Origin of the sequence: Isachenkonia alkalipeptolytica (assembly GCF_009910325.1) — a bacterium.
Lineage (GTDB): Bacteria > Bacillota > Clostridia > Peptostreptococcales > T1SED10-28 > Isachenkonia > Isachenkonia alkalipeptolytica.
In genome coordinates this window covers 40,990-61,095 of sequence record NZ_SUMG01000010.1, presented here as the reverse complement: position 1 = coordinate 61,095, position 20,106 = coordinate 40,990, and the positions used below count along the sequence as shown (strand labels likewise).

Sequence of the window (20,106 nt, the reverse complement as noted above, 5' to 3'; positions counted from 1 at the left end):
TCAAAAAGCAGGGTGATGGCATGGAACTTCAAGAAAAGTTAAGAGTATTATCCGACGCGGCAAAGTACGATGTGTCCTGTTCCTCCAGCGGAAGCAACCGGAAAAACACCCCGGGAGGCCTGGGCAGTGCCTCCGAGGCCGGGATCTGTCATTCCTGGACCGAGGACGGCCGCTGCGTTTCTTTGCTGAAAATTCTTTTTTCCAATGAATGTGTCTACGACTGCATCTACTGTATGAATAAAAACTCCAACCCGGTAGAGCGGGCCAACTTTACCCCCCGGGAAGTTATTGAACTGACCCTGAACTTTTATAAACGAAATTACATCGAAGGCCTGTTTTTAAGTTCCGGCGTGGTTAGAAATCCGGACTATACCATGGAGCAGCTCTTAGCCGTGGTCAAGGGCCTTCGGGAAGCGAAATTTAACGGATACATTCACTTAAAAGGCATCCCCGGGGCCGACGAGGCCCTGATTCATGCGGCGGGAAACTACGTGGACCGGATGAGCATCAATATTGAGCTGCCCTCGGAAAAAAGCCTGCTGAGTCTGGCCCCTCAAAAGAAAAAGGAAAGTATCCTAAAGCCCATGGCCTCTTTGAAAGAGGAGCTCGCCGTGTATCAGTCGGAAAAAAAGATCTCAAAACATACCCCCGCCTTTTTACCGGCGGGGCAAACCACCCAAATGATTGTGGGGGCCAGCCCCGAGTCGGATTTAAACATTCTTCGGCTTTCCGAAGGGCTCTATCACCGCTATTCCATGAAACGGGTGTATTATTCGGCCTATATCCCCGCCAACGAAAACCGCCGCCTACCGGCCCTGCAAACAAAACCGCCCCTCCTTCGGGAGCACCGCCTGTATCAGGGGGACTGGCTCCTTCGCTTCTACGGCTTCACGGCGAAGGAACTGCTCAACCCCGGCAATCCCAATTTCGATCTGGACCTGGATCCCAAGTGTTTTTGGGCCCTGGAAAACTTAGGGCTGTTTCCGATCGAAATCAACAAAGCCACCTATGAAGAGCTGCTTCGAATCCCCGGGGTGGGAATCCGCTCCGCAAGGAAAATCATCAAGGCCCGGCGGGTGGCCGCCCTGAATTATCAGGACTTAAAGAAAATCGGTATCGTCCTGAAACGGGCGAAGTACTTTATTACCTGTCGGGGAAAGTACTACGGCGGTATCGCCCTGTATCCCGAAAATATCCGACGACAGCTGATTCAAAAGCCAAAGAATCATCATCAGCAGCTCTCGATTTTTGATCTCTACGAAAAAAGCATCCTAAAAACCGAGGCAAAAAGCAAAGTGCTGGGGGAATTGTAATGCGGATTGTAACCTATGACGGCACCTTCGAAGGCCTGCTGACCGTGGTCTTTGTCTGTTACTTAGAAAAACTGAGGCCCACCGATATACAGGTGGAGGGGGCGGTGGAAAAGGACTTTGTCTCCAGCTACCGCTTCATTAAAACCGAAGAGGAGAAGGCGGACCGGGTGTACCGGGGGATTGAAGAAAAAATCTCCCGAGAGGCTCTTAAAAACTGTTATTACGCCTATCTTTCCCAGGAGGCCTCCCACAGCCTCAGGATCTACCGATATCTTCGCCTGGGCTTTCAAAAGGGAAGGGATATCGATGCCTGTATCACCGAGGACGCAGTAAAAAATCTTCACGGTCTGGTGCAAAAAGTCCTCCGGGAAAAACATCGAATGCTGGGCCTTACCCGGTTTATGGAGCTGGAGGACGGGACGCTGTACGGAAAAATCCAACCGAAGTATAATATCCTCGGCCTGATCGCCCCTCATTTTGCCGATCGCTTAGGGCCGGAGCGGTGGATGATCCACGACGAAGGGCGAAACCTGTTGGTCATCGGCACCCAAGGCAGTTGGCTGCAGCGGGAGTATAATATCGACGGGGCGCTAAAGCTCCATCAACGGGAGGCGATGTTCCAATCCCTGTGGAAGGAGTTTCATCAAAGTATTGCCATTACCGAACGGAAAAATAAAAAGCTGCAGCAGCAGTTTATGCCGAAGCGCTATTGGAAGCATTTGACGGAAATGCAGGGCGCTCCGCCCCCGGGCGGAGAAAAGCCCGCCCTTAAGAAGGAGACATAAATAGACTCAAGACGGTTTTGAAACCCCAAGGAAAGGGGTATACTATTAACATACTCAATCTTTAAAAAAGTCTAGTAATAAAGCGGCAGCACTCCTACTGCCGCGGCAAGACCAAGCAAGACCAAGCAAGACCAAAAAAGTGTACCACGGGGTCGGACCCCGTGGTACACTTTTTTTCCTTTAGGCGCTTTCCTTTAGGCGCTTTCCTTTAAGCGCTTTCCTTTAAGCACTTTCCTTTAAGCACTTTCGTTTACTTTATCGGGAAAGTATTTTTTCGCAATCTCTTCCAGGACAAAGGTTTCCCGGAGAATGGAAAAGCCCATGGAAGCCTCTTTGTTTTCAATCACCCGGCGGTTATGGTCCAGGGCGTCGAAAATATTGACCCAAAGGGCCTGCATGCCGTTGTTCTTTTCGTAATCCTCCAAGGTCGGCTCCAGAAATTCATCGGAGGCGGTGCACCGGTAAAAGTAGGACTCCATATGAACCAGGTCGTATTCCGGTTTGTAATGGGGCCGGTACTCGTCGATGTAGCCGAAGGGCTCAAGCACCTGGATATTTTGGGCGCCGGTTTCCTCCATCAGCTCTCGTTTCAGTCCTTCAAGCAAATTCTCTTTGGAGTCCACACCGCCGCCGGGGAAGCTGTAGTCGTTGTAGTGCTTGGTATACATCAGTAGGATGTTCTCACCCTGTAGGATAATCCCCCGGGCCGTGGTCCGCGGAAAGGTTCTTCCCTCGGTGGACGCAAGGTCGGGGTGAATCATTTTTTTTAGTAATTGCAAAGTATTTCACGTCCTTTGTTGGATTGTTGATTTCACCCTTAGTAGCATATCATAAACCGGGGAAAAAGGAAAATTGGCCCGTAAATCTTAAAAAAATATACATAGGTATAAAAAAGCATACAAAAGTACAAAAAATATGGTATCATGATAAAATGAACAAAAATCACAGCCGAGTTATAATTTGTAGGGAGGGTTATGGCATGAAACAAGGAAGAGACCAAAAAAAGCTCATTGGAATACTGGGAATCTGCCTTATGATACTGATCAGCGGAGCCTTACCGGGGAAGGGGTTTTCCTCCGGCTTAAGTTATGGATACAGCGGGGAGGAGGACTCCCTGTTAACCGTGGGAATAGAATCCTCCACGGGGAATTTCAATCCCTTTTATTATCCCCAGGGGGCCGACGGCGACGTGGTGGATTTGGTATTTCAACGGCTGGTGCGCCGGGATTTTGAGGGAAACTGGACCGGAGACGCCGCCGAAGAGTGGGAGATAAGCGAGGACGGGAAAATCATCACCGTAACCTTGAGGGAAGGGCTCACCTTTTCCGACGGAGAGGCGGTAACGGCGGAGGACGTGGTGTTTAGCTACCGGGTGATCTCCGACCCTTCCTATGCGGGGGGACACAACACTTATGCCCGAAAGCTAGAAGGCTACCAATCCTACCGGGAAGGGGATACCGAGGACTTTCCCGGAGTGCGGGCCATCGACGATGGAACCGTGGAATTTCGCTTTCAACAAGGAGGCGGGGAAAATCTGGAGAGTGTCGGCTTTTATATTGTACCGAAACATGAATATCAGGAGTTTTACCGATACAACGATACCGCCCGGCTTCGGGAAAAACGGTCAGAGCCCTTAGGGTCGGGACCCTATACGTTAGAAAACCTGATCATGGGGGAGTATGTCTATTTAACCGGGAACCCACACTATTACAATGAAGAGACCTATGCCATTGAAGAAATTATTATGCAGCTGATTGAAGAAAATACGGAAATCGATGATTTAACCCAGGGAAACGTGGATTTGATCAACGGCCAAAGTGAAATCCGAAACATCAAGATTGCCAAGGGAGAGGATGGAATCGCCCATAACAAGTACTACAACGACAGCCAGGGTCTGTATTTTTTCAATCATGAAAACGGCGCCACCCAGGACCCCGCCGTCCGAAAAGCCCTGCGACACGCCATGGACCTAGAGGAGCTGATGGAACACCATTTTGAAGGCTACGGCACGGTTCCCGCCCATTTCTTCGGTGAAAACGCGGATATTGCCGATGAAGAGGGGATTCAGTCCCTAAAGAATCCAAGCTATGATCTCGAAAAGGCCAAGGAGATCTTAGCGGAGGGGGGCTGGCATTTAAACGACGACGGCTACCGGGAAAAAGACGGGGAGGTACTGACCCTCAGGATTATAGGAAGTACCCATTCGGATATTATCGAAACCCTAAGCCCCCTGTGGGATCGGGACTGGGCCAATGCCCTGGGAATTGAAATCGATAACGCCTACGGAGGCATGAACGCCATTATGGAGGATCTGATTTATGATGCCGACGCCAATGTGGACGTGTGGAATGTGGTGTTTCTAGAACTTTCCCTGGATCCTTTTGCTCCTCTCGGCGCCGTGGAAGGGTATTTCCATTCATCGAATATCGGCACCAACCGGGGAAATATCAGCCGCTACCAAAATGAAGCCCTGGACGAACTAATCGAAAAGGCCCGGGAGACCGAGGACTTGGAAGAAGAGAAAGCCTATTATGTTGAAATCGCCGAAATCCTTCAGGAAGAGGATGCATACGCCCCGGTGTATACCCCCGAATATTATGATCTGTATACCGAGAAGCTGACGGATTTTAAGACCAACAGCCACTTTACCTGGACCCGGGCCTTAGAGACCGCACGGTTAAGCGGAGAGGATATAAACCGAGACGGAAATGGTGGAGAAGAGGAGGAAGGCGTTCCCTGGAGGACCGCAAGCTACGGGGTAATTGCCCTATTCCTTCTGTTTAAATGGAAAAACCGACGGTAACGGCGGTAAGGATTCGAAAATTTCTCCCCACTGTGATTTTCCTCACAGAATTCTAGTTTTCCAGGGGGTATAATGAACCCAGATGAAAAAAACCAACAGGAAAGGAAGGATCCTATGAAAATTACGAAGGATATGAATATCGGTGATGTGGTTCGAACCTATCCCCAGTCTATTGCAATTCTCGGGAGTTTCGGCATGGGGTGCGTGGGTTGTCCCTCAGCGCAGATGGAAAGCATTGAAGAAGCCGCCCAGGTTCACGGCATGAACGCCGATGAGATTGTGGAACAATTAAATCAAAACCTGTAGAAAGATCGTGAAAAGATCATAAAAAGGTTATAAAAAACAATAAAAAATACAACAAACAAACAGTGAACAAACAACAAACCAAAAAACTCCTTCGAAATGAAGGAGTTTTTTCACTTTTGTAGAATATCTTATGGTAAGCCATTATGGAAGGAGTGATAGAATGACAAACTATAACAAACTGGTCCGGGACCGGATTCCGGAGATGATTAAAGAGGCGGGGAAAACCCCGGTCACCAAGGTGATCCCCGAGGAAGAAATGGAAAGCTACCTGATTCAAAAACTGGAGGAGGAAATCCGGGAGTTTAAAGAAACCCGGGATTTTGAAGAGCTGGCCGACCTTCTCGAGGTGATTGATGCCCTGGCAAAGCTGCGGGGGGATGATCTTTTCAGCTTGGAACGGATCAAAGCCGATAAGAAAACCGAGCGGGGAGGATTTGAAGAAAGAATCCTGCTGGAAAGCGTAGAAGACTAAGGGAGGAAAATCCATGGCCTATATGAAAATTAAGGACATCAACTTTTATTATGAAGTAAAGGGCAATCCCGACGGGGAAAAAACCATTGTGTTTTTAAACGGGGTAATGGCCTCCACCAACAGCTGGAAAAGCTATGTAAAAATCTTTGAAGCCTTAAATTTCAAAATCATTCTCCATGATTTTAAGGGCCAGCTCCTGTCGGACAAACCCAAGGGGCCCTACCGCTTTGAGGACCACGCAAAAGAGACCCGGGAACTGCTAAAGGCCCTGGGGGTAAAAAAAGCTCATTTCATCGGAACCTCCTACGGCGGTGAGGTGGGAATGAAGTTCGGAGTGCTTTTCCCGGAGATGGTGGAGAGTCTCACCTTGATCAATTCCGTCAGTGAAATGGACGAGACCCTTCGATTATTTGTGGAGGGATGGAAAGAGTCCGCCGGGAGAAAAGACGGGGAGGCTTTTTTCTGGGACCTGGCCCCGACGATTTATCACAGTTCTTTTTTAGAGAAGGATCCGGAAGGATTGAAAAAACGGGCCCGGGGAATGAAGAACCTGGATGAGGAGTTTTTCCAAGGACAAATCGCTTTGTATGACACCTTCTTACAGGATATTTATATGACCGATGAACTTTATTTGATCAAAGCCCCCACGTTGATTATCGGTGGGGAAAAGGATTTGTTAAAATCCATAAAGTTTCAGGAGATCCTGGCAAAGAACATTCCCCACGCCGAATACGTGGTGATCCCCGACTGTGGTCATGTAACGATTTTTGAAAAGGAAGAGGAATTGAAAACCCTGTTGCTGGGTTTTGTGATGAAGCATATCAGAACTATCTGCTAACAGGAAAAAGTTGCTGACTAGGACTATCTGCTGACAAAAAATAGCTGCTGAAAAAGGATCGCAAACAAAACGGGCAGTAAACAAAAAAAGAGTAGCAAACTAAAAAAACGATAATAAAAAAACGATAGCAAAAAACGATAGCAAAAACGATAGTAAAAATAATAGTAAAAAACCTCCTGTGATAATGCTCAAGGAGGTTTTTTTTTCTAAATTTCACCGGAGGGGGAAATCAGATGGGCTTTAATCAGGCCGTCTCTAAGGGCCACCGCCACGATGGCGGCAGCGCTTACCTTTAACAGATCGGGAAGGAGAAAAGGCAGGGCCCCGGTGGCCACGGACTGGGTAAGGCTCATCCCTGTCACCACCATCAGCTGAAGGGAGCCGAAGGTGTAGACCACCACGATTCCCGCCGCCATGGCGGACAGTTGAATCACGTACTTCGATACCTTGCCCCGGGAAAACTTGCCGTAGCCGAAACGGGTAAGATGTCCGATGACGTAGGCCCCGGCCATAAAGCCGAAGATGTATCCCCCCGTGGGGCCGAGGAGGGCACCGAAGCCGGAACCGCCCCCGGCAAACACCGGAAGGCCGATGAGGCCGAGGAGGGTGTAAAGGGCCAGGCTATAAAAGCCCAGGGTGGGCCCTAAAATCGCCCCGGAGAGGGTTACTCCCACAATCTGCAGGGTGATGGGCACCGGGGTGAAGGGCAGGGGAATTAAAAAAATCGATAAAATACAGGTCATGGCCGCAAACAGGGATACTAAAATCAGTTCTCTAAGATTTTTCATGGGTCTCATCCTTTCTTCGGGTAGTGGGATTTTTTAGTCTCTTGTCAAGTTTTCTTTCAAGATCCGAAGCTATGTACCAATTCTTCTTACTTTAGTATGGGGTATTGTAACATTTTCATCGGTCTTTTCCCGTTTCTGTAACGCTTCTGTAATTAGTATAAACAAGGAAAAAAAGATTGTCAACCAATATAAATAAATTGGTTAACAATCCGGCAAAAGGGTCAGGTTTTAAGGGTGGATTTCAGGATTCCTTTCCGTGGCCGGGGACGCCGGAGCCTCGGAAGATGCTGACTCCGGCTTTGGGTAGAAGGAAGCCGCCGTCCCAGGCTTTTTTCTGAGAGCCGCCCTAGGCTCTTCCCTGGGAGCTGCCTCAGGCTTTTCTACGGACGCCCTCCCCCGGTCGAAACGTACAATCAGAATCACTGCAGAAAGAATGAAAATACAGCCGATCAGGATCGGAAGGTTCAGGAGCTCATTAAAGACCAGCACCCCGATGACAATGGAGGTAATAGGCTCCAGGGTGCTGAGGATTCCCGAGCTCTGGGAGCCGATGCGCTGAATCCCCACATTCAGCAGGTTGACGGCCCCCAGGGTGACGAAAATCGATAAAAACACCGTCACCCCCCAGCCCAACAGGGTCAGCTCTAAGGTGAAGTGCCCGGTAAACAGGGCAAAAAAGAACATCGACACCGAGGCGATCAGACTGAGGTAAAAGGTCAGGGTCAAGGAAGAAAGGGCCTTCAGTCCGCTCTTATCAATATAGAGCACGTAAAAAGCATAGGTCACCCCGGAGAGCAGGGCCATAAAAATTCCGAAGAGACTGCCGCTCAGCTCGCCGTTGTATAGCAGATAGATCCCAAGGGTACTGAGAATGCCCGCAAAGGTCTTAACAAAGGTCAGCCGGTCCCGGTAAAAAACCGTGGAGCCGATGATCACCAGAATCGGATAAATAAAATGCAGGGTAGTGGCCACTCCGGTGGAGATATAATTATAGGATACATACAGGGTCATGGCCGTGGCGGCGTAGCCCAGGATCCCCACCGCTAACAGGTTTTTCCCTTGGGTTCTGGTAATTGCAAAATTTAAATGGGGGCTGCGGCGAATCATCCAAAAAAGCAGGGGAAGGGCGAAGAAAAACCGCCAGAATACCAGGTTAATGGAGTTGCCCCCCTGGGAGAAAATAATTTTGGCCAGCAAGGGCATGGACCCGAAAATCATTCCGGAGATCATCACTGCCAGGTAGCCGATGGTTCGAGACTGCATGGAAAGCCTCCTTTCTCTCAAGTCGTTTACCCTTATCATAGCATATCGGACAAAAAATGATAGGGGGAAAAAGCGGCATGAAAAAGCGGCATGAGCAAGCGGTATGAGGAAGCGGCATGAGGAAGCGGTATGAGGAAGCGGTATGAGGAGGCGGTATGAGGAAGCGGTATGAGGAAGCGGTATGAGGAAGCGGTATGAGGAAGCGGCATGAGGAGGCGGTATGAGGAGGCGGTATGAGGAGGCGGCATGAGGAGGCGGCATGAGGAAGCGGCATGAAAAAGCGGCATGAAAAAGCGGCATGAGCAAGCGGTACGTCGCGGCAACTAAGAAGGCATAAAAAAGTCCCCTAATCTCGCAATTAGAGGACTTGTAGTGTTTTTACGAACGTTTTACAGCACTTACTTCGGGTCAATCAATCCGCTCATTCGAATGATTTCCGCGCCCTTGGCTTCCAAAGCGTCGGCGAACTGGTTGATGCCCACGGAATCGCTGGCCATGTGTCCCGCCACGACGATGTTACCGATGTTTTGTTCCTTAACGGCTTTAATGACGTCCTCGGGCATGTGCATACATACCAAAGTGCCCACTCCGGCTTCGAAGTAAGACTTAATCACGTTGGTTCCGCCGCCGGTGCCCCCGGCCATAACCACCACTACTTTACCCGCATAATCCTTTTCGCTTCCCACACGGATCACCGGTTTCGCGGAAGTCCGTTGGTACTCCACCCGGGTTTCCAGGGCGTCGGTAACGTCCTTTAACGTCGCCTTGGGCTGGTCCTTTAGTTTCTCGTCCAACAGGCTTTGCACCGTTCGCTCGGCTAAGATATCCGCCGGGGTATGCACCGCCATAAAGGGCATTTTCATCAGCTTTGCTGCGGATACCGCCCGGTCGTAGTTGGATACATGCAGGCCTCGTTCCACCTGGCCTTTTTTCTCCTGGAGGGCTTTTTGGGCCTTATTAATCGGGACCCCTGCCTTGGTCATGGTATCAATTTGATTGTCCATTACCTTGTGCAGGTTGATTCTAGGATCTCCACCGCTGGGATGATGGGTGATGACCAGGTCCGCACCCAGTTTTTCCGCCAGCATCATTTCCGCCAGTTCCATATCCACGCCGATGGCCACTTTTTTAATGTCTTCTCCCTCGACAATGATCCCCGAATCCGCCGGAGTTTCTTTCAGGTCCGCTAAATCTAAGGCAATGTCCATAACTTCTTTCGTATTCATAAATATCCTCCTTGATAAAATTATTTTTACATACTAAATTTATTATATCGAACTTCGGAAGGCGAAGCAAATGAAATATTTTGAAATTACCGAATAAAAGGAGGCAAAAGCCAGGATTAATCCCCCTGAAGGATTGTCAAAACCTCGACAAATTGATATGATAATACTGATAAAATAATTGAAAAAGGATCGGTGATATAAATGAAACGTATCAAAATTAAGCTCGATATCGTGGAAAGCATGCTGTATTACTGGCAAGCCACCAGTGAGAAAGAAAAAGTCGGGGAAGGGTACCTCAACGATATTGCCAGTCATGAGGATATGAAAAAAATCTATGATTCGGAGTTTGATCAGGAATCCTTTCGAAAAGTACTCAGCGCCATCTCCAATCGGGAGCCCTTTCAAAGTGATGTGAAAAAAGAACGGGTTTTCTGGAACGCCAATATGTGGATGACCGAGGACATGGAATTCACTCAAATGATGGTGGGACCGATTAAGGTTCTCAATCTGGACGATTTATTGCCGAAAATAAAGGAAGGGGTACAAAATCCGAAGTACGAAGAGGTGGAAGTGGTATTTCTTCCCGGTCATGAGTTTGAGTATCAGATCCATGAAAACCAGCTGTTGATCAACTTCTTTAGGGTGCAGGTGGACCTTTACGAGGAGGATAAAGTGGAAATCGGCGGTACTCCGTTAAAAGAGTATCTTAGGGAAAAAATCATAGAAGTCCAAAACCAAAACTAAATTCGCAGCAAAAGGAGAAATTTCGATGGTCAAAGTAGTAACGGACAGCACCGGTTATTTGGAAAAACAGGCGGTAAAGGAGCTGGACATTCAAGTCCTATCCCTGAATGTGGAATTTGAAGGGGATACCTACCGGGAAGTGGATTTGAACAATGAGGATTTTTATTCCATGATGGAAGAAAGAGGGGTTCCCAAGTCCTCCCAACCTCCTGTGGGGGATTTTATCCAGGCCTTTGAAGCCATTCTGGAGGAAGGCCAAGAGGTCCTGGGAGTTTTCCTGTCGGGAAGCATGAGCGGCACTCTGACCACGGCGATGATGGCTAGGGACATGGTTTTGAAAAAATATCCCGAAGGAAAAATTGAACTGCTGGATTCTCAGTCCAACTGCATGCAGCTGGGCTTTGCCGTGGAAGCGGCAGCCAAGGCGGCGAAGGAAGGCAAGTCCTTGGAAGCGGTAAAGAGCGCCGCGGAAAGGATGAAGGAGCGAAGCCGTTTTCTGTTTGTTCCCAAAAACCTGAAATACTTACAAAAAGGGGGGCGGATCGGAAAGGCCAATGCCCTGATCGGCAACTTGCTGAGCATTATCCCCATCCTCACCGTGGAACAGGGAGAAACCGCCATCTTTAAAAAGGTCCGCCGGAAGAAAAAAGCCGTGGAGGAGATGGTGAATAAGCTTCTCTCAGACCATGGGGAGTACCAAGTTAAAGAGGTGGTCATCCACCATATTGCCGCCTTAGAGGAGGGCAAGGACCTGGCCAGGCGCATCGAAGAAACCCTGGATGTCCCGGTACGAGTACTGGACATCGGACCGGTGATCGGCCTTCATGTGGGACCGGGTGCCATCGGCATCGCCTATCATACAAAAGAGGCCGAAAAGACCACCAAAGATTCTTAAAAACCGGCTATAACGGGCTAAAACCTTTTTAAAATTTGTATAAAAACTGTTTACCAATCTGTTTGCCAATCTGTTTGCCAACCTGTTTATAACCTGTTTATAACCTGAAAAAAACTGCAATGACCCGGCGGGGTCTTTTTTATGAAGAAAAGTGAATAAACCCCCTTTTTTTAGGTATAAATGGATTATATGCGAAGGAATATTAGTAAGGATCGAATCTTTGAAAAGAGCAGATTATCTTAGATAGGCAAGAGGTGTTAAAAAAAGAGAAGAGGTGAAAGCATGAAGGAACGAGAGGGTAAGAAGGACGGAAATAAGAAAAAGGACGGGGAGGAGCTGAAAAAGAAACTGGATAAGATGCAGTTCTACGTCACTCAGGAAAACGGAACGGAGCCCCCTTTTAAAAATCCCTACTGGAACAATACAAAGGAGGGGATTTATGTGGATGTGGTGGACGGACGGCCGCTGTTTTCCACGAAGGATCAGTACGACGCCGGCTGCGGATGGCCCAGTTTTACCAGGCCCATCGATGAGGGGGAAATTATTGAAAAAGAGGACCGAAGCCTATGGATGGTCCGCCAGGAGGTTCGCTCGAAGGGGGCGGACAGTCACCTGGGCCATGTGTTCAACGACGGGCCCAAGGAAGAGGGGGGACTTCGCTACTGCATCAACAGTGCGGCCCTGCGGTTTATCCCCGTGGAGGACCTGGAAAAGGAAGGCTACGGAGATTATAAAAAACTCTTTGACAAGGAAGAGTCAAACTAAGGAGTGGACATCGGGCTATGAAATTTCTAAGAGATGTACTGAGTCTTTACCAGGAACGGTCCGCCTTTTTCATACGACTGACCATGGAACATATCTATCTGTCCTTTATCGCCATCGTTTTTATCGCGGTCATCGGCATTACCATCGGGATTACCATTGCAAAGTATCAAAAACTGGCGGAGCCGGTTCTCAGCGTGGTGAATTTCATCTACACCATTCCCAGCATCGCTTTGTTCGGGATTTTGGTGGCCATCACCGGCATCGGGAACCGCAGCGCCTTAATCGCCCTGGTGGTCTACGGCATGCTGCCCATGATCCGAAACACCTATGTGGCCATTGCGGAAATTGATGATCTGATCATCGAATCCGCCATCGGCATGGGCACCACGGGAAAGCAGCTGCTGCTTCGGATTCAATTGCCCCTGGCCCTGCCGGTGATCATCGCCGGCTTTCGGATCATGGTGGTAATGACCATCGCCCTGGGAGGGATCGCCTCCTTTATCGGCGCCGGCGGGCTGGGGGTCGCCATCTGGCGGGGAATTACCACCAGCTTCCCGGAGATGACCGTGGCGGGCAGTCTTCTGGTGGCCCTGCTGGCCATTGTGGTGGACCTGATTTTGGGAATCATTGAAAAAGTCGTACGGAAAAAGGTGCTGGGCACCGTCAAGAGCTAAAGGAAAGAGGCATCGTAAAACAGAACCACTGCAAAAACCACTAAAAAAATGGAGGGGTATTATGAAAAATTCAAAAAGCAAATTTCGACCCACAATGAAAAAAATGTTTATTTTGGTATTAATAATTGGATTGCTAAGCACAGCGCTGATCGGCTGCGGAAATGAAGAAGACCCCGTGGTGGTGGCCTCAAAACCCCATGCGGAGCAGTACATTTTAGGGGAAATGCTCAGTATTTTAATTGAAGAGCACACCGATATCCCCGTGGAGCGAAACTTCGGCATCGGCGGCGGAACGTCTAATATTCATCCCGCCATGGTTTCAGGAGAGATTGATATCTACCCGGAATATACGGGAACCTCCTGGATGTTTGTGTTAAATGAAGACTTAATCGAAGACCCCGAGGAGTTATATGAAGCAACCAAGGCCGCCTATGAAGAGGAATTTGAACTTCAGTGGCTGGATCTATATGGCTTTAATAATACCTACGCCTTAGCCATCGCCGAAGACATCGCCGAGGAACACGATATTCATACCTACTCCGACTTAGCGGCGGTCTCGGGAGAGGTTACCTTCGGCGCGGAGTACGATTTTTACGAACGGGACGACGGCTTTGACGCCCTGGCCGCCCTTTACGGCTTTGATTTCCAGCGGGAAGTGGAACTGGACATCGGCCTGAAATATCAAGCCATCGACCAGGGGGAAGTGGATGTAATTAACGCCTTTTCCACCGACGGTCTCCTCAGTGCCTATGACCTTCGGGTTCTAGAGGACGATCAGTTTTTCTTTCCCTCCTACTTCGCCGGCACCATTATTCGAAGGGAGACCTTAGAAGCTCATCCGGAGCTGGAAGAGGTGTTAAATCGACTGGCGGGCAACATCACCGATGAAGAAATGATTGAAATGAATTACCGGGTGGAAGAGGAAAATGAAGACCCGGAAGCCGTGGCTCGAGAATTCCTTGAGGAGAAAGGATTAATCTAACATGAGTTTACTAACCTTTAAGGATGTGTCAAAATCCTATGATCAAAAGGTCCGGGTCATTGATCAGTTAAACTTCAGCATTGATAAGGGAGAGTTTATTACCCTGATCGGACCTTCCGGTTGTGGAAAAACCACCCTGTTAAAAATGATTAACGGACTGATTCCCTTTAACCAAGGGGAAATACACGTGAAAAATCACTCTCTGGCGGACTGGAACTTAATCAAGCTGCGAAGGGAAATCGGCTATGTGATTCAGCAAATCGGGCTGTTTCCCCATTTGACCATCGAAAAGAATATTTGCTACGTCCTTTCCCTGTTGGGAAGGGACGGGGAGGAACAAAAAAAACGGGCGACGGAGCTGATCCAGCTGGTGGGCCTTGATCCCGAGTATTTAAGCCGCTACCCCCGGGAGCTCAGCGGCGGCCAGAAACAACGGGTGGGAGTGGCCCGGGCCCTGGCGGCGGACCCGGATATTATTTTAATGGATGAGCCCTTCGGCGCTGTGGACGATATCACCCGAAAGGTCCTGCAGGACGAGATGAAAGCCCTGCATCAAAAGCTTCAAAAGACCATTGTCTTTGTCACCCACGACATCGAGGAGGCTATCAAACTGGGCACCCGGATCGTCCTGATGGATCAGGGGAAAATCATTCAGGCGGGAACCAAGGAAGAGATGCTCTTTAACCCCACCACGGAATTTACCAAGCGGTTTTTGGGGACCAAAAGTTTCAATGCCTACCTAGGGCAGCTCCCCATTGAAGATGTGTACCGGCCCTACGACGCCCCTGAAAAAAGCAGTAAAAAAACCAGTAAAAAAACCAGTAAAAAATCCGTCCCAGAAAGCAAAACCATCCCCCTGACCGATACGGTGATGGAGGGCATCCGAAAAATGATTAAAGAGGACCGGCAGTCCTTAGTGGTGATCAATGAAGAAAATAGGCCCCTGGGCGAATTTCAGCTCCAGGACATCCAACAAAAAATTCAATTATAAGGAGGCGTAACTATGGCAATTGTAGAAACATCCATTACCCCCATCGGCACCGGCACCCCCAGTGTCAGCAAGTATGTGGCCAAATGTCACGAGGTGTTAAAGGAGTATCCCGACCTTGAGTATCAGCTCACCCCCATGGGAACCATTTTGGAAGGGGATCTTTCAAAGATCTTCGAAGCCATCGAAAAAATGCACGAAGTTCCCTTTGACAACGGGGCCAGCCGGGTATCCACCTTAATCAAAGTGGACGACCGCCGGGATAAAAAAGGCACCATGGAAGGGAAGATGCGCTCGGTACTGGATAAGCTGTAAACCCAAAAAGTGTACCAGGGGGTCGGACCCCGTGGTACACTTTTTTTGTACCACAAGGTCCGACCCCCTGGTACACTTTTTGCTTTTCCCCGGTCCCCTATTCCGAAGAGGATTTTCTGTTAAACCGCTTAACAACTGAAGGGTAAAACTTGCCGATGAGTCCAAGTACAATGCCTGCCAGGATAACAAAGGGGAAATAGGCGGCGATCCATAGGAGGAAATACTCTACCGCACCCTGGAACTTTTCCAAGGAATCCCTAAAGTTCTTTCCCAGTTGATCCGTAAAATCTCGACCCTCCAAGGCGTCGGTCTCCACTTCTCGAATGGATAAATAGACGGTGCTGTACTGCACCTGGTCATCCAGGCGATTGAGGGTTCCCTGGAGCCCTTCGATTTCCCGTCGAATCCGGGACAACTCACTCTCTAAGGTCAGGACGTCGGAAAGGTTCTCCGCCTCCTCTAATAATTCCAGTAAGCGCCGTTCCTGGATCTTCTGGTTTCGAAGATTGGCCTCTAGGTCGTAGTAGGTGTCGGAAACGTCGTCGCTTTCCAGTACCTCCTGGGTGAAGACTCCGTAGTTTTTCATGGAGTCCACAAAGGCCTTTAAAGATTCCGAGGGTACCCGTAGGGTAAAATCCCCTCGAGGAAGCTCATCTTGTTCGGAAATGACCTGGTAGCGGTGAATATGTCCGGCGTATCGGTCTAAGTCCTGTTCCATTTTATCCACGGTCCGGTTCAGGTTGTCGGTTTCCATCATCAGGTTCTGCCGGTAGATGATTTTGTCCCCGGAAATGGAGCCGGCGGTGTTGTGGACGTCCCCGGCCTCGCCACTGTAGGCACCATCCTGAACATCCGGGGATTCATCGGCCCGGTCATAATGCACGCTTTCCTCTCTTTGGGAGTCGGGGGCCTCGTCGTTGGCACTGCAGGATGCGGCCAGAAGCGTAAGAACGATGATTAATAACACACTGAGTATAATTCGGGGTTTCTTTTTCATGGATGATCCCTTCCTTCTTTTTCGATTGGTAGTGATAATACTTTGACGACAAAGACTTTGGTTTTGTTCCCTCTTGACAAAGGAGGAAAGAATTAATACAATAAAACAAATGAATCCCGACTAATTTGATTGGTTTAACGTTGATTCCTTGAAAGGAGGATTTCTTATGATATATGACAATATCGGACAGTTGATCGGAAACACCCCGATGGTCCGTTTACACAGTGTGGATAAAGACAGTGCCGAAGTGCTGGTAAAGCTGGAATCCATGAATCCCGGCGGCTCCGTGAAGGAGCGGATTGCCCTGAACATCATCGAGGAGATGGAAAAACGGGGGGAGCTGAAACCGGGCATGAAGTTGGTGGAGCCCACCAGCGGGAACACGGGGATCGGCCTCAGTATGGTGGCGGCCTATAAAGGCTACAGCCTAACCCTGGTGATGCCTAACACCATGAGTATGGAGCGAAGAAAAATCCTGAAGGCCTACGGTGCTGACTTAGTGCTCACCGACGGAAGCAAGGGGATGCGAGGGGCCATTGAGAAGGCCGATGAAATTCAAAGTAGTAGCGGGGATACGGTGTTGATCGGACAATTCCAAAACCCCGACAATCCCAAGGCCCATGAAAAAACCACCGGGCCGGAAATCCTGAAAGATACCGATGGAAGGCTGGACGCCTTTGTAGTGGGTATTGGCACCGGCGGCACCATCACCGGGGCCGGAGGCTTTTTAAAAGAAAAACTGCCGAATTTAAAGGTCATCGGTGTGGAACCGGTAAAATCCCCGGTGATCTCCGGAGGCGAACCGGGCCCCCATAAAATCCAGGGCATCGGCGCCGGATTTATTCCCGAGGTTCTTAATAAAAACACCATTGACGAAATGATTCAAGTCTCCGAGGAGGAAGCCATTGCCGAGAGCCGCCATATCGCCGCTAAAGAGGGGCTGCTTCTGGGAATCTCCGGGGGCGCGGCGATTTTTGCCGCAAAGAAAACCGCCAGGGAACTGGGTCCCGGAAAACGGGTGGTGGTCATCGCCCCGGACACCGGCGAGCGCTATTTAAGTACCGAGCTTTTTGAGTTTGACGACTAGAGAAAAGAAGGCCGAAGGGCTGACTATCAATTTAACAAATGAGAGGAAAACAGCAATGATTAAAATTAACGAAAGTGAAAGGATGTGATTTCTATTTCCTATTTTGATGTAGTTAAAGAACGAGACCCGGCGGTGAAAAATAATCTGGAAATTATTCTCACTTATCCCGGGGTGCACGCCCTGTGGTTCCATAAAGTCGGTCATTTCCTGTACCGGAAAAACCGGTTTGTTATCGCTCGCCTGGTTTCCCAAATCGGCCGCTTCTTCACGGGAATTGAAATCCATCCCGGAGCAAAAATCGGGGAAGGTTTTTTCATCGACCATGGTATGGGAGTGGTGATCGGAGAGACCGCCGAGGTAGGCAAAAATGTGACCCTGTTCCACGGCGTCACCCTCGGGGGTACGGGGAAAGATACGGGAAAAAGACACCCCACCGTTGGGGATAACGTATCCATCGGTGCGGGAGCCAAGATCCTCGGACCCATTACCATCGGAAGTAATGCCAAGGTCGGGGCCAATGCCGTGGTGTTAAAGGACGTTCCGGAAGGGGCCACGGTGGTGGGCATCCCCGCAGTAATTAAGAGTAAAAAAGAAGCGAAGGAAAACTGCAGTCTCTAAGAGGCGGCAGTTTTTCGCGTTTTATACTTCAGTTTTTTCGCGTTTTATACTTCAGTTTTTTAGCATTTTATACTTCAGTTTTTTCGTTTTTAAACTTCGTTATTTTGCGGTTTTTCGCGGTTTGTATTCCTTCGGTTTGTATTCCTTTTTTTCTGCTTAATCCCTCCGTTTTTCTCCGGAGAGAAAAATCCCCTGGGATAAACCTTGAAAATACATACTTGTGCACAATTTGTGGATAAAATGTGTATAACCTGGGGATAATTTGTGGACGTCCTGGGGATAACTGAAAGTTTTTTGTGTACAATGTGGATAATATGAAATGGAAGGCCTTAAGCCTGTTGACTGCTGTTTTTCCTAACCGGTGATGTGATAGTATCTTTTATAGATTCTTCTAAGTCCTGTGGAGAAATTCGAAGTTCCCTATCTTTTAGGGCATTTTTCTGTTTCTTTGGCCGTATACAAGGGGATTTATTGGAAAACTTTCCTCTCAATATTTGTTATTTGTGGTATAATCTTAACTATCATAAGAGAAGGAAGGGGTACCATGGCGGAGTTGGAAAAAATCATAGGCATTCTGGAAAAATACATGGACCAGGAAAAACAGGCGGCGGAGTCGGAAGTGAATAAGGATCCCTTCACCTCCCTGACGGAAGAACAGGCCCTGGCCCTGTTAAAGGACCGAACCCTTCGTCGGTTCGTGGAAAGGGAGCGGAATTATCGGTTGCTGGTCAAGGAGATGAACGCGGGCCTGTCGCTGCAGCGCTTGATTTATAATGAAGAGGGGGCGGCGGTGGATTTTGAGATTATAAGCGTCAATCCTTATTTCGAAAAGATTACCGGGATACAGGAAGAGAATTTTGTGGGGAAAAAAGCTTCCGAGGCCATCGGCAAAAACCATCAGGATTGGATGGCTTTTTTCCGGGACATTGTGCTGGAGGAAAAAACCGTGAATCAGCGGTACTACTCCGAGAGCCTGGATCGCCACTTACAGCTGAAAAGTTATTTTCCCGATACCGGGTATGTTGCTTTACTGATGGAGGACATCACCAAACGGGTGGTGGCCCGCCGGGAGATTGAAGAAACCAATCGTCAGCTCCAGGGGATTTTAGCCTCCATGTTGGAACCCCTGGTGATTATGGATCCCCAGGGAAAGATCTACCAGTGGAACAAGGCGGCGGAAAAAGAGTTCGGCTACTCTAAGGAGGAAGCTCTGGGCAGGGACCTTCACCAACTGCTGGCTCCGAAAAACTATCATGCCCAGTTTAGCAAACACCATGAAACCTTTGTAAAAGACGGAACAGGAAAGGTAATCGGACGTACGGCGGAGTTTGAGGCGAAGCGAAAAAACGGGGAAGTCTTTCCTATGGAGCTGTCCCTATCGGCGATCAAAATGGAAAAGGGTTGGTATTCCATCGGGGTTATCCGGGATATTACAAAGCAGAAACGGGAACGGAAGGAACTGATTAAGGCAAAAAAAATAGCCGAGGAGGCCAACCGGGATAAGAGCCGGTTTATGGCGAAAATCTCCCATGAGATGAAAAACCCCCTGAACGGTATCATCGGATTTTTGGAGCTGTTAAAGGATACGGAAATCTCCGGGGAACAGCAGGAGTATTTGGATACGATCCTCTATTCTTCAAAAAACCTGCAAAACATCATCAACGACTTATTCGACTACGAAAAGATTACCATGGGACAAATGCACTTGGAAGAGGAATCCTTCGTGCTTTCGGATTTACTCCGGCGTTTGGAAAATACGAAAAAAAGAAAGGCCGAAGTCAAGGGGATTGAGCTTGAAGTGATCCTGCAGGAGGGGCTACCGGAGGAGGTGTGCCTGGACAGTACCCGGATTCATCAGGTGTTGGAGAACCTGGTCAGTAACGGCATTAAATTTACAGAGAAAGGCCGGGTGGAATTATGGGCAGGGAGCGATCAGGATGAGGACGGAAAGGAACGGCTGAGATTTCAGGTGCGGGATACGGGCATCGGCATTGCTCCCGAGGGTTTAACACAACTGTTCACCCCCTTTTACCAAGGGGATAATCAGCAAATCCATAATGAGCGGGGTACCGGGCTGGGAATGCCCATCGTCAAGGATTTGGTGGACCTGATGGGAGGAGAGATCAAAGTGAGCAGTCAGCTGCACCTGGGTACCACCGTCGCCGTGACCATTCCTTTAAAAGGATGCTCCCAGAAGGTCAGGGGATGCTCCTAGAAGGTTAGGGGATGCTCCCAGAAGGTCAGGGG

General features: G+C 49.0%; 21 protein-coding genes. 16 read left to right on the top strand and 5 right to left on the bottom strand.

All coding sequences use genetic code 11. The features are described 5' to 3' along the window. Positions 1 to 20: 20 nt before the first annotated feature. Together ISALK_RS09345 and ISALK_RS09340 are read left to right on the top strand one after the other, a co-directional pair. Entirely contained in the window at positions 21 to 1,313 is a 1,293-nt protein-coding gene (locus ISALK_RS09345; protein ID WP_160721557.1) for a putative DNA modification/repair radical SAM protein, read from the top strand. Continuing rightward, positions 1,313 to 2,098, top strand: a complete 786-nt coding sequence (locus ISALK_RS09340) for a TIGR03915 family putative DNA repair protein (protein WP_160721555.1) — start codon at positions 1,313 to 1,315, stop codon at positions 2,096 to 2,098. The genes ISALK_RS09345 and ISALK_RS09340 overlap by 1 nt, the downstream gene beginning before the upstream one ends. A 236-nt stretch (positions 2,099 to 2,334) precedes the next feature. On the opposite strand, the gene ISALK_RS09335 is transcribed toward ISALK_RS09340, so the two are convergent. Beyond that, a complete protein-coding gene (locus tag ISALK_RS09335; protein WP_160721553.1) occupies positions 2,335 to 2,877 on the bottom strand; it encodes an NUDIX domain-containing protein in 543 nt (180 codons plus the stop codon). A 200-nt stretch (positions 2,878 to 3,077) separates the two neighbouring features. Between ISALK_RS09335 and ISALK_RS09330 the strand changes: the two genes are divergently transcribed. The 4 genes from ISALK_RS09330 (at position 3,078) to ISALK_RS09315 (ending at position 6,517) form a co-directional block, all read left to right on the top strand. Continuing rightward, positions 3,078 to 4,901, top strand: a complete 1,824-nt coding sequence (locus ISALK_RS09330) for an ABC transporter substrate-binding protein (RefSeq protein WP_160721551.1) — start codon at positions 3,078 to 3,080, stop codon at positions 4,899 to 4,901. Positions 4,902 to 5,015: 114 nt separating this feature from the next. Next, a complete protein-coding gene (locus tag ISALK_RS09325; protein WP_160721549.1) occupies positions 5,016 to 5,207 on the top strand; it encodes a DUF1858 domain-containing protein in 192 nt (63 codons plus the stop codon). Between the two features lie 160 nt (positions 5,208 to 5,367). After that, positions 5,368 to 5,679, top strand: a complete 312-nt coding sequence (locus tag ISALK_RS09320; RefSeq protein ID WP_160721547.1) for a nucleoside triphosphate pyrophosphohydrolase — start codon at positions 5,368 to 5,370, stop codon at positions 5,677 to 5,679. 13 nt (positions 5,680 to 5,692) lie between these two features. Continuing rightward, entirely contained in the window at positions 5,693 to 6,517 is an 825-nt protein-coding gene (locus tag ISALK_RS09315) for an alpha/beta fold hydrolase (protein ID WP_160721545.1), read from the top strand. Between the two features lie 206 nt (positions 6,518 to 6,723). Here the strand turns inward: ISALK_RS09315 and ISALK_RS09310 are convergent, their stop codons facing one another. From ISALK_RS09310 to ISALK_RS09300, 3 genes are all read right to left on the bottom strand, one after another. Further along, on the bottom strand, positions 6,724 to 7,305 hold the full coding sequence (locus ISALK_RS09310; RefSeq protein WP_236660340.1) for a biotin transporter BioY: 582 nt from the start codon (positions 7,303 to 7,305) through the stop codon (positions 6,724 to 6,726). Positions 7,306 to 7,533: 228 nt separating this feature from the next. Beyond that, on the bottom strand, positions 7,534 to 8,568 hold the full coding sequence (locus ISALK_RS09305; RefSeq protein WP_160721541.1) for a DMT family transporter: 1,035 nt from the start codon (positions 8,566 to 8,568) through the stop codon (positions 7,534 to 7,536). Positions 8,569 to 8,966: 398 nt separating this feature from the next. Next, a complete protein-coding gene (locus ISALK_RS09300; RefSeq protein ID WP_160721539.1) occupies positions 8,967 to 9,794 on the bottom strand; it encodes a Nif3-like dinuclear metal center hexameric protein in 828 nt (275 codons plus the stop codon). A gap of 201 nt (positions 9,795 to 9,995) precedes the next feature. On the opposite strand from ISALK_RS09300, the gene ISALK_RS09295 reads away from it, so the two are divergent. The 7 genes from ISALK_RS09295 to ISALK_RS09270 all read left to right on the top strand — a co-directional run bounded on the left by ISALK_RS09295 (position 9,996) and on the right by ISALK_RS09270 (position 15,157). Continuing rightward, positions 9,996 to 10,538, top strand: coding sequence for a TDE2712 family protein (locus tag ISALK_RS09295; protein ID WP_160721537.1), 543 nt, complete (start codon positions 9,996 to 9,998; stop codon positions 10,536 to 10,538). A 25-nt stretch (positions 10,539 to 10,563) separates the two neighbouring features. Further along, on the top strand, positions 10,564 to 11,433 hold the full coding sequence (locus ISALK_RS09290; RefSeq protein WP_160721535.1) for a DegV family protein: 870 nt from the start codon (positions 10,564 to 10,566) through the stop codon (positions 11,431 to 11,433). 282 nt (positions 11,434 to 11,715) lie between these two features. Beyond that, on the top strand, positions 11,716 to 12,198 hold the full coding sequence (gene msrB / locus ISALK_RS09285; RefSeq protein ID WP_160721533.1) for a peptide-methionine (R)-S-oxide reductase MsrB: 483 nt from the start codon (positions 11,716 to 11,718) through the stop codon (positions 12,196 to 12,198). A gap of 17 nt (positions 12,199 to 12,215) precedes the next feature. Continuing rightward, positions 12,216 to 12,872 (top strand): ABC transporter permease, encoded by a 657-nt coding sequence (locus ISALK_RS14935; RefSeq protein WP_201756881.1) that lies wholly within the window; start codon positions 12,216 to 12,218, stop codon positions 12,870 to 12,872. Between the two features lie 61 nt (positions 12,873 to 12,933). Then, positions 12,934 to 13,854, top strand: coding sequence for a glycine betaine ABC transporter substrate-binding protein (locus tag ISALK_RS14930; protein ID WP_236660339.1), 921 nt, complete (start codon positions 12,934 to 12,936; stop codon positions 13,852 to 13,854). 1 nt (position 13,855) lies between these two features. After that, positions 13,856 to 14,845 (top strand): ABC transporter ATP-binding protein, encoded by a 990-nt coding sequence (locus tag ISALK_RS09275; protein WP_160721531.1) that lies wholly within the window; start codon positions 13,856 to 13,858, stop codon positions 14,843 to 14,845. A gap of 12 nt (positions 14,846 to 14,857) precedes the next feature. Next, positions 14,858 to 15,157, top strand: coding sequence for an MTH1187 family thiamine-binding protein (locus ISALK_RS09270; protein ID WP_160721529.1), 300 nt, complete (start codon positions 14,858 to 14,860; stop codon positions 15,155 to 15,157). 97 nt (positions 15,158 to 15,254) lie between these two features. Here ISALK_RS09270 and ISALK_RS09265 read toward each other — a convergent pair whose 3' ends face one another. Further along, the gene (locus tag ISALK_RS09265; RefSeq protein WP_160721527.1) at positions 15,255 to 16,154 is read right to left on the bottom strand and encodes a DUF4349 domain-containing protein; all 900 of its coding nucleotides are present in this window, start codon (positions 16,152 to 16,154) and stop codon (positions 15,255 to 15,257) included. A 166-nt stretch (positions 16,155 to 16,320) separates the two neighbouring features. Here ISALK_RS09265 and cysK point away from each other — a divergent pair, with 166 nt between their 5' ends. From cysK to ISALK_RS09250, 3 genes are all read left to right on the top strand, one after another. Further along, on the top strand, positions 16,321 to 17,241 hold the full coding sequence (cysK, locus tag ISALK_RS09260) for a cysteine synthase A (protein ID WP_160721525.1): 921 nt from the start codon (positions 16,321 to 16,323) through the stop codon (positions 17,239 to 17,241). Between the two features lie 84 nt (positions 17,242 to 17,325). Next, a complete protein-coding gene (gene epsC / locus ISALK_RS09255; protein ID WP_160721523.1) occupies positions 17,326 to 17,859 on the top strand; it encodes a serine O-acetyltransferase EpsC in 534 nt (177 codons plus the stop codon). A 544-nt stretch (positions 17,860 to 18,403) separates the two neighbouring features. Further along, a complete protein-coding gene (locus tag ISALK_RS09250) occupies positions 18,404 to 20,074 on the top strand; it encodes a PAS domain-containing sensor histidine kinase (protein WP_160721521.1) in 1,671 nt (556 codons plus the stop codon). Positions 20,075 to 20,106: the final 32 nt, after the last annotated feature.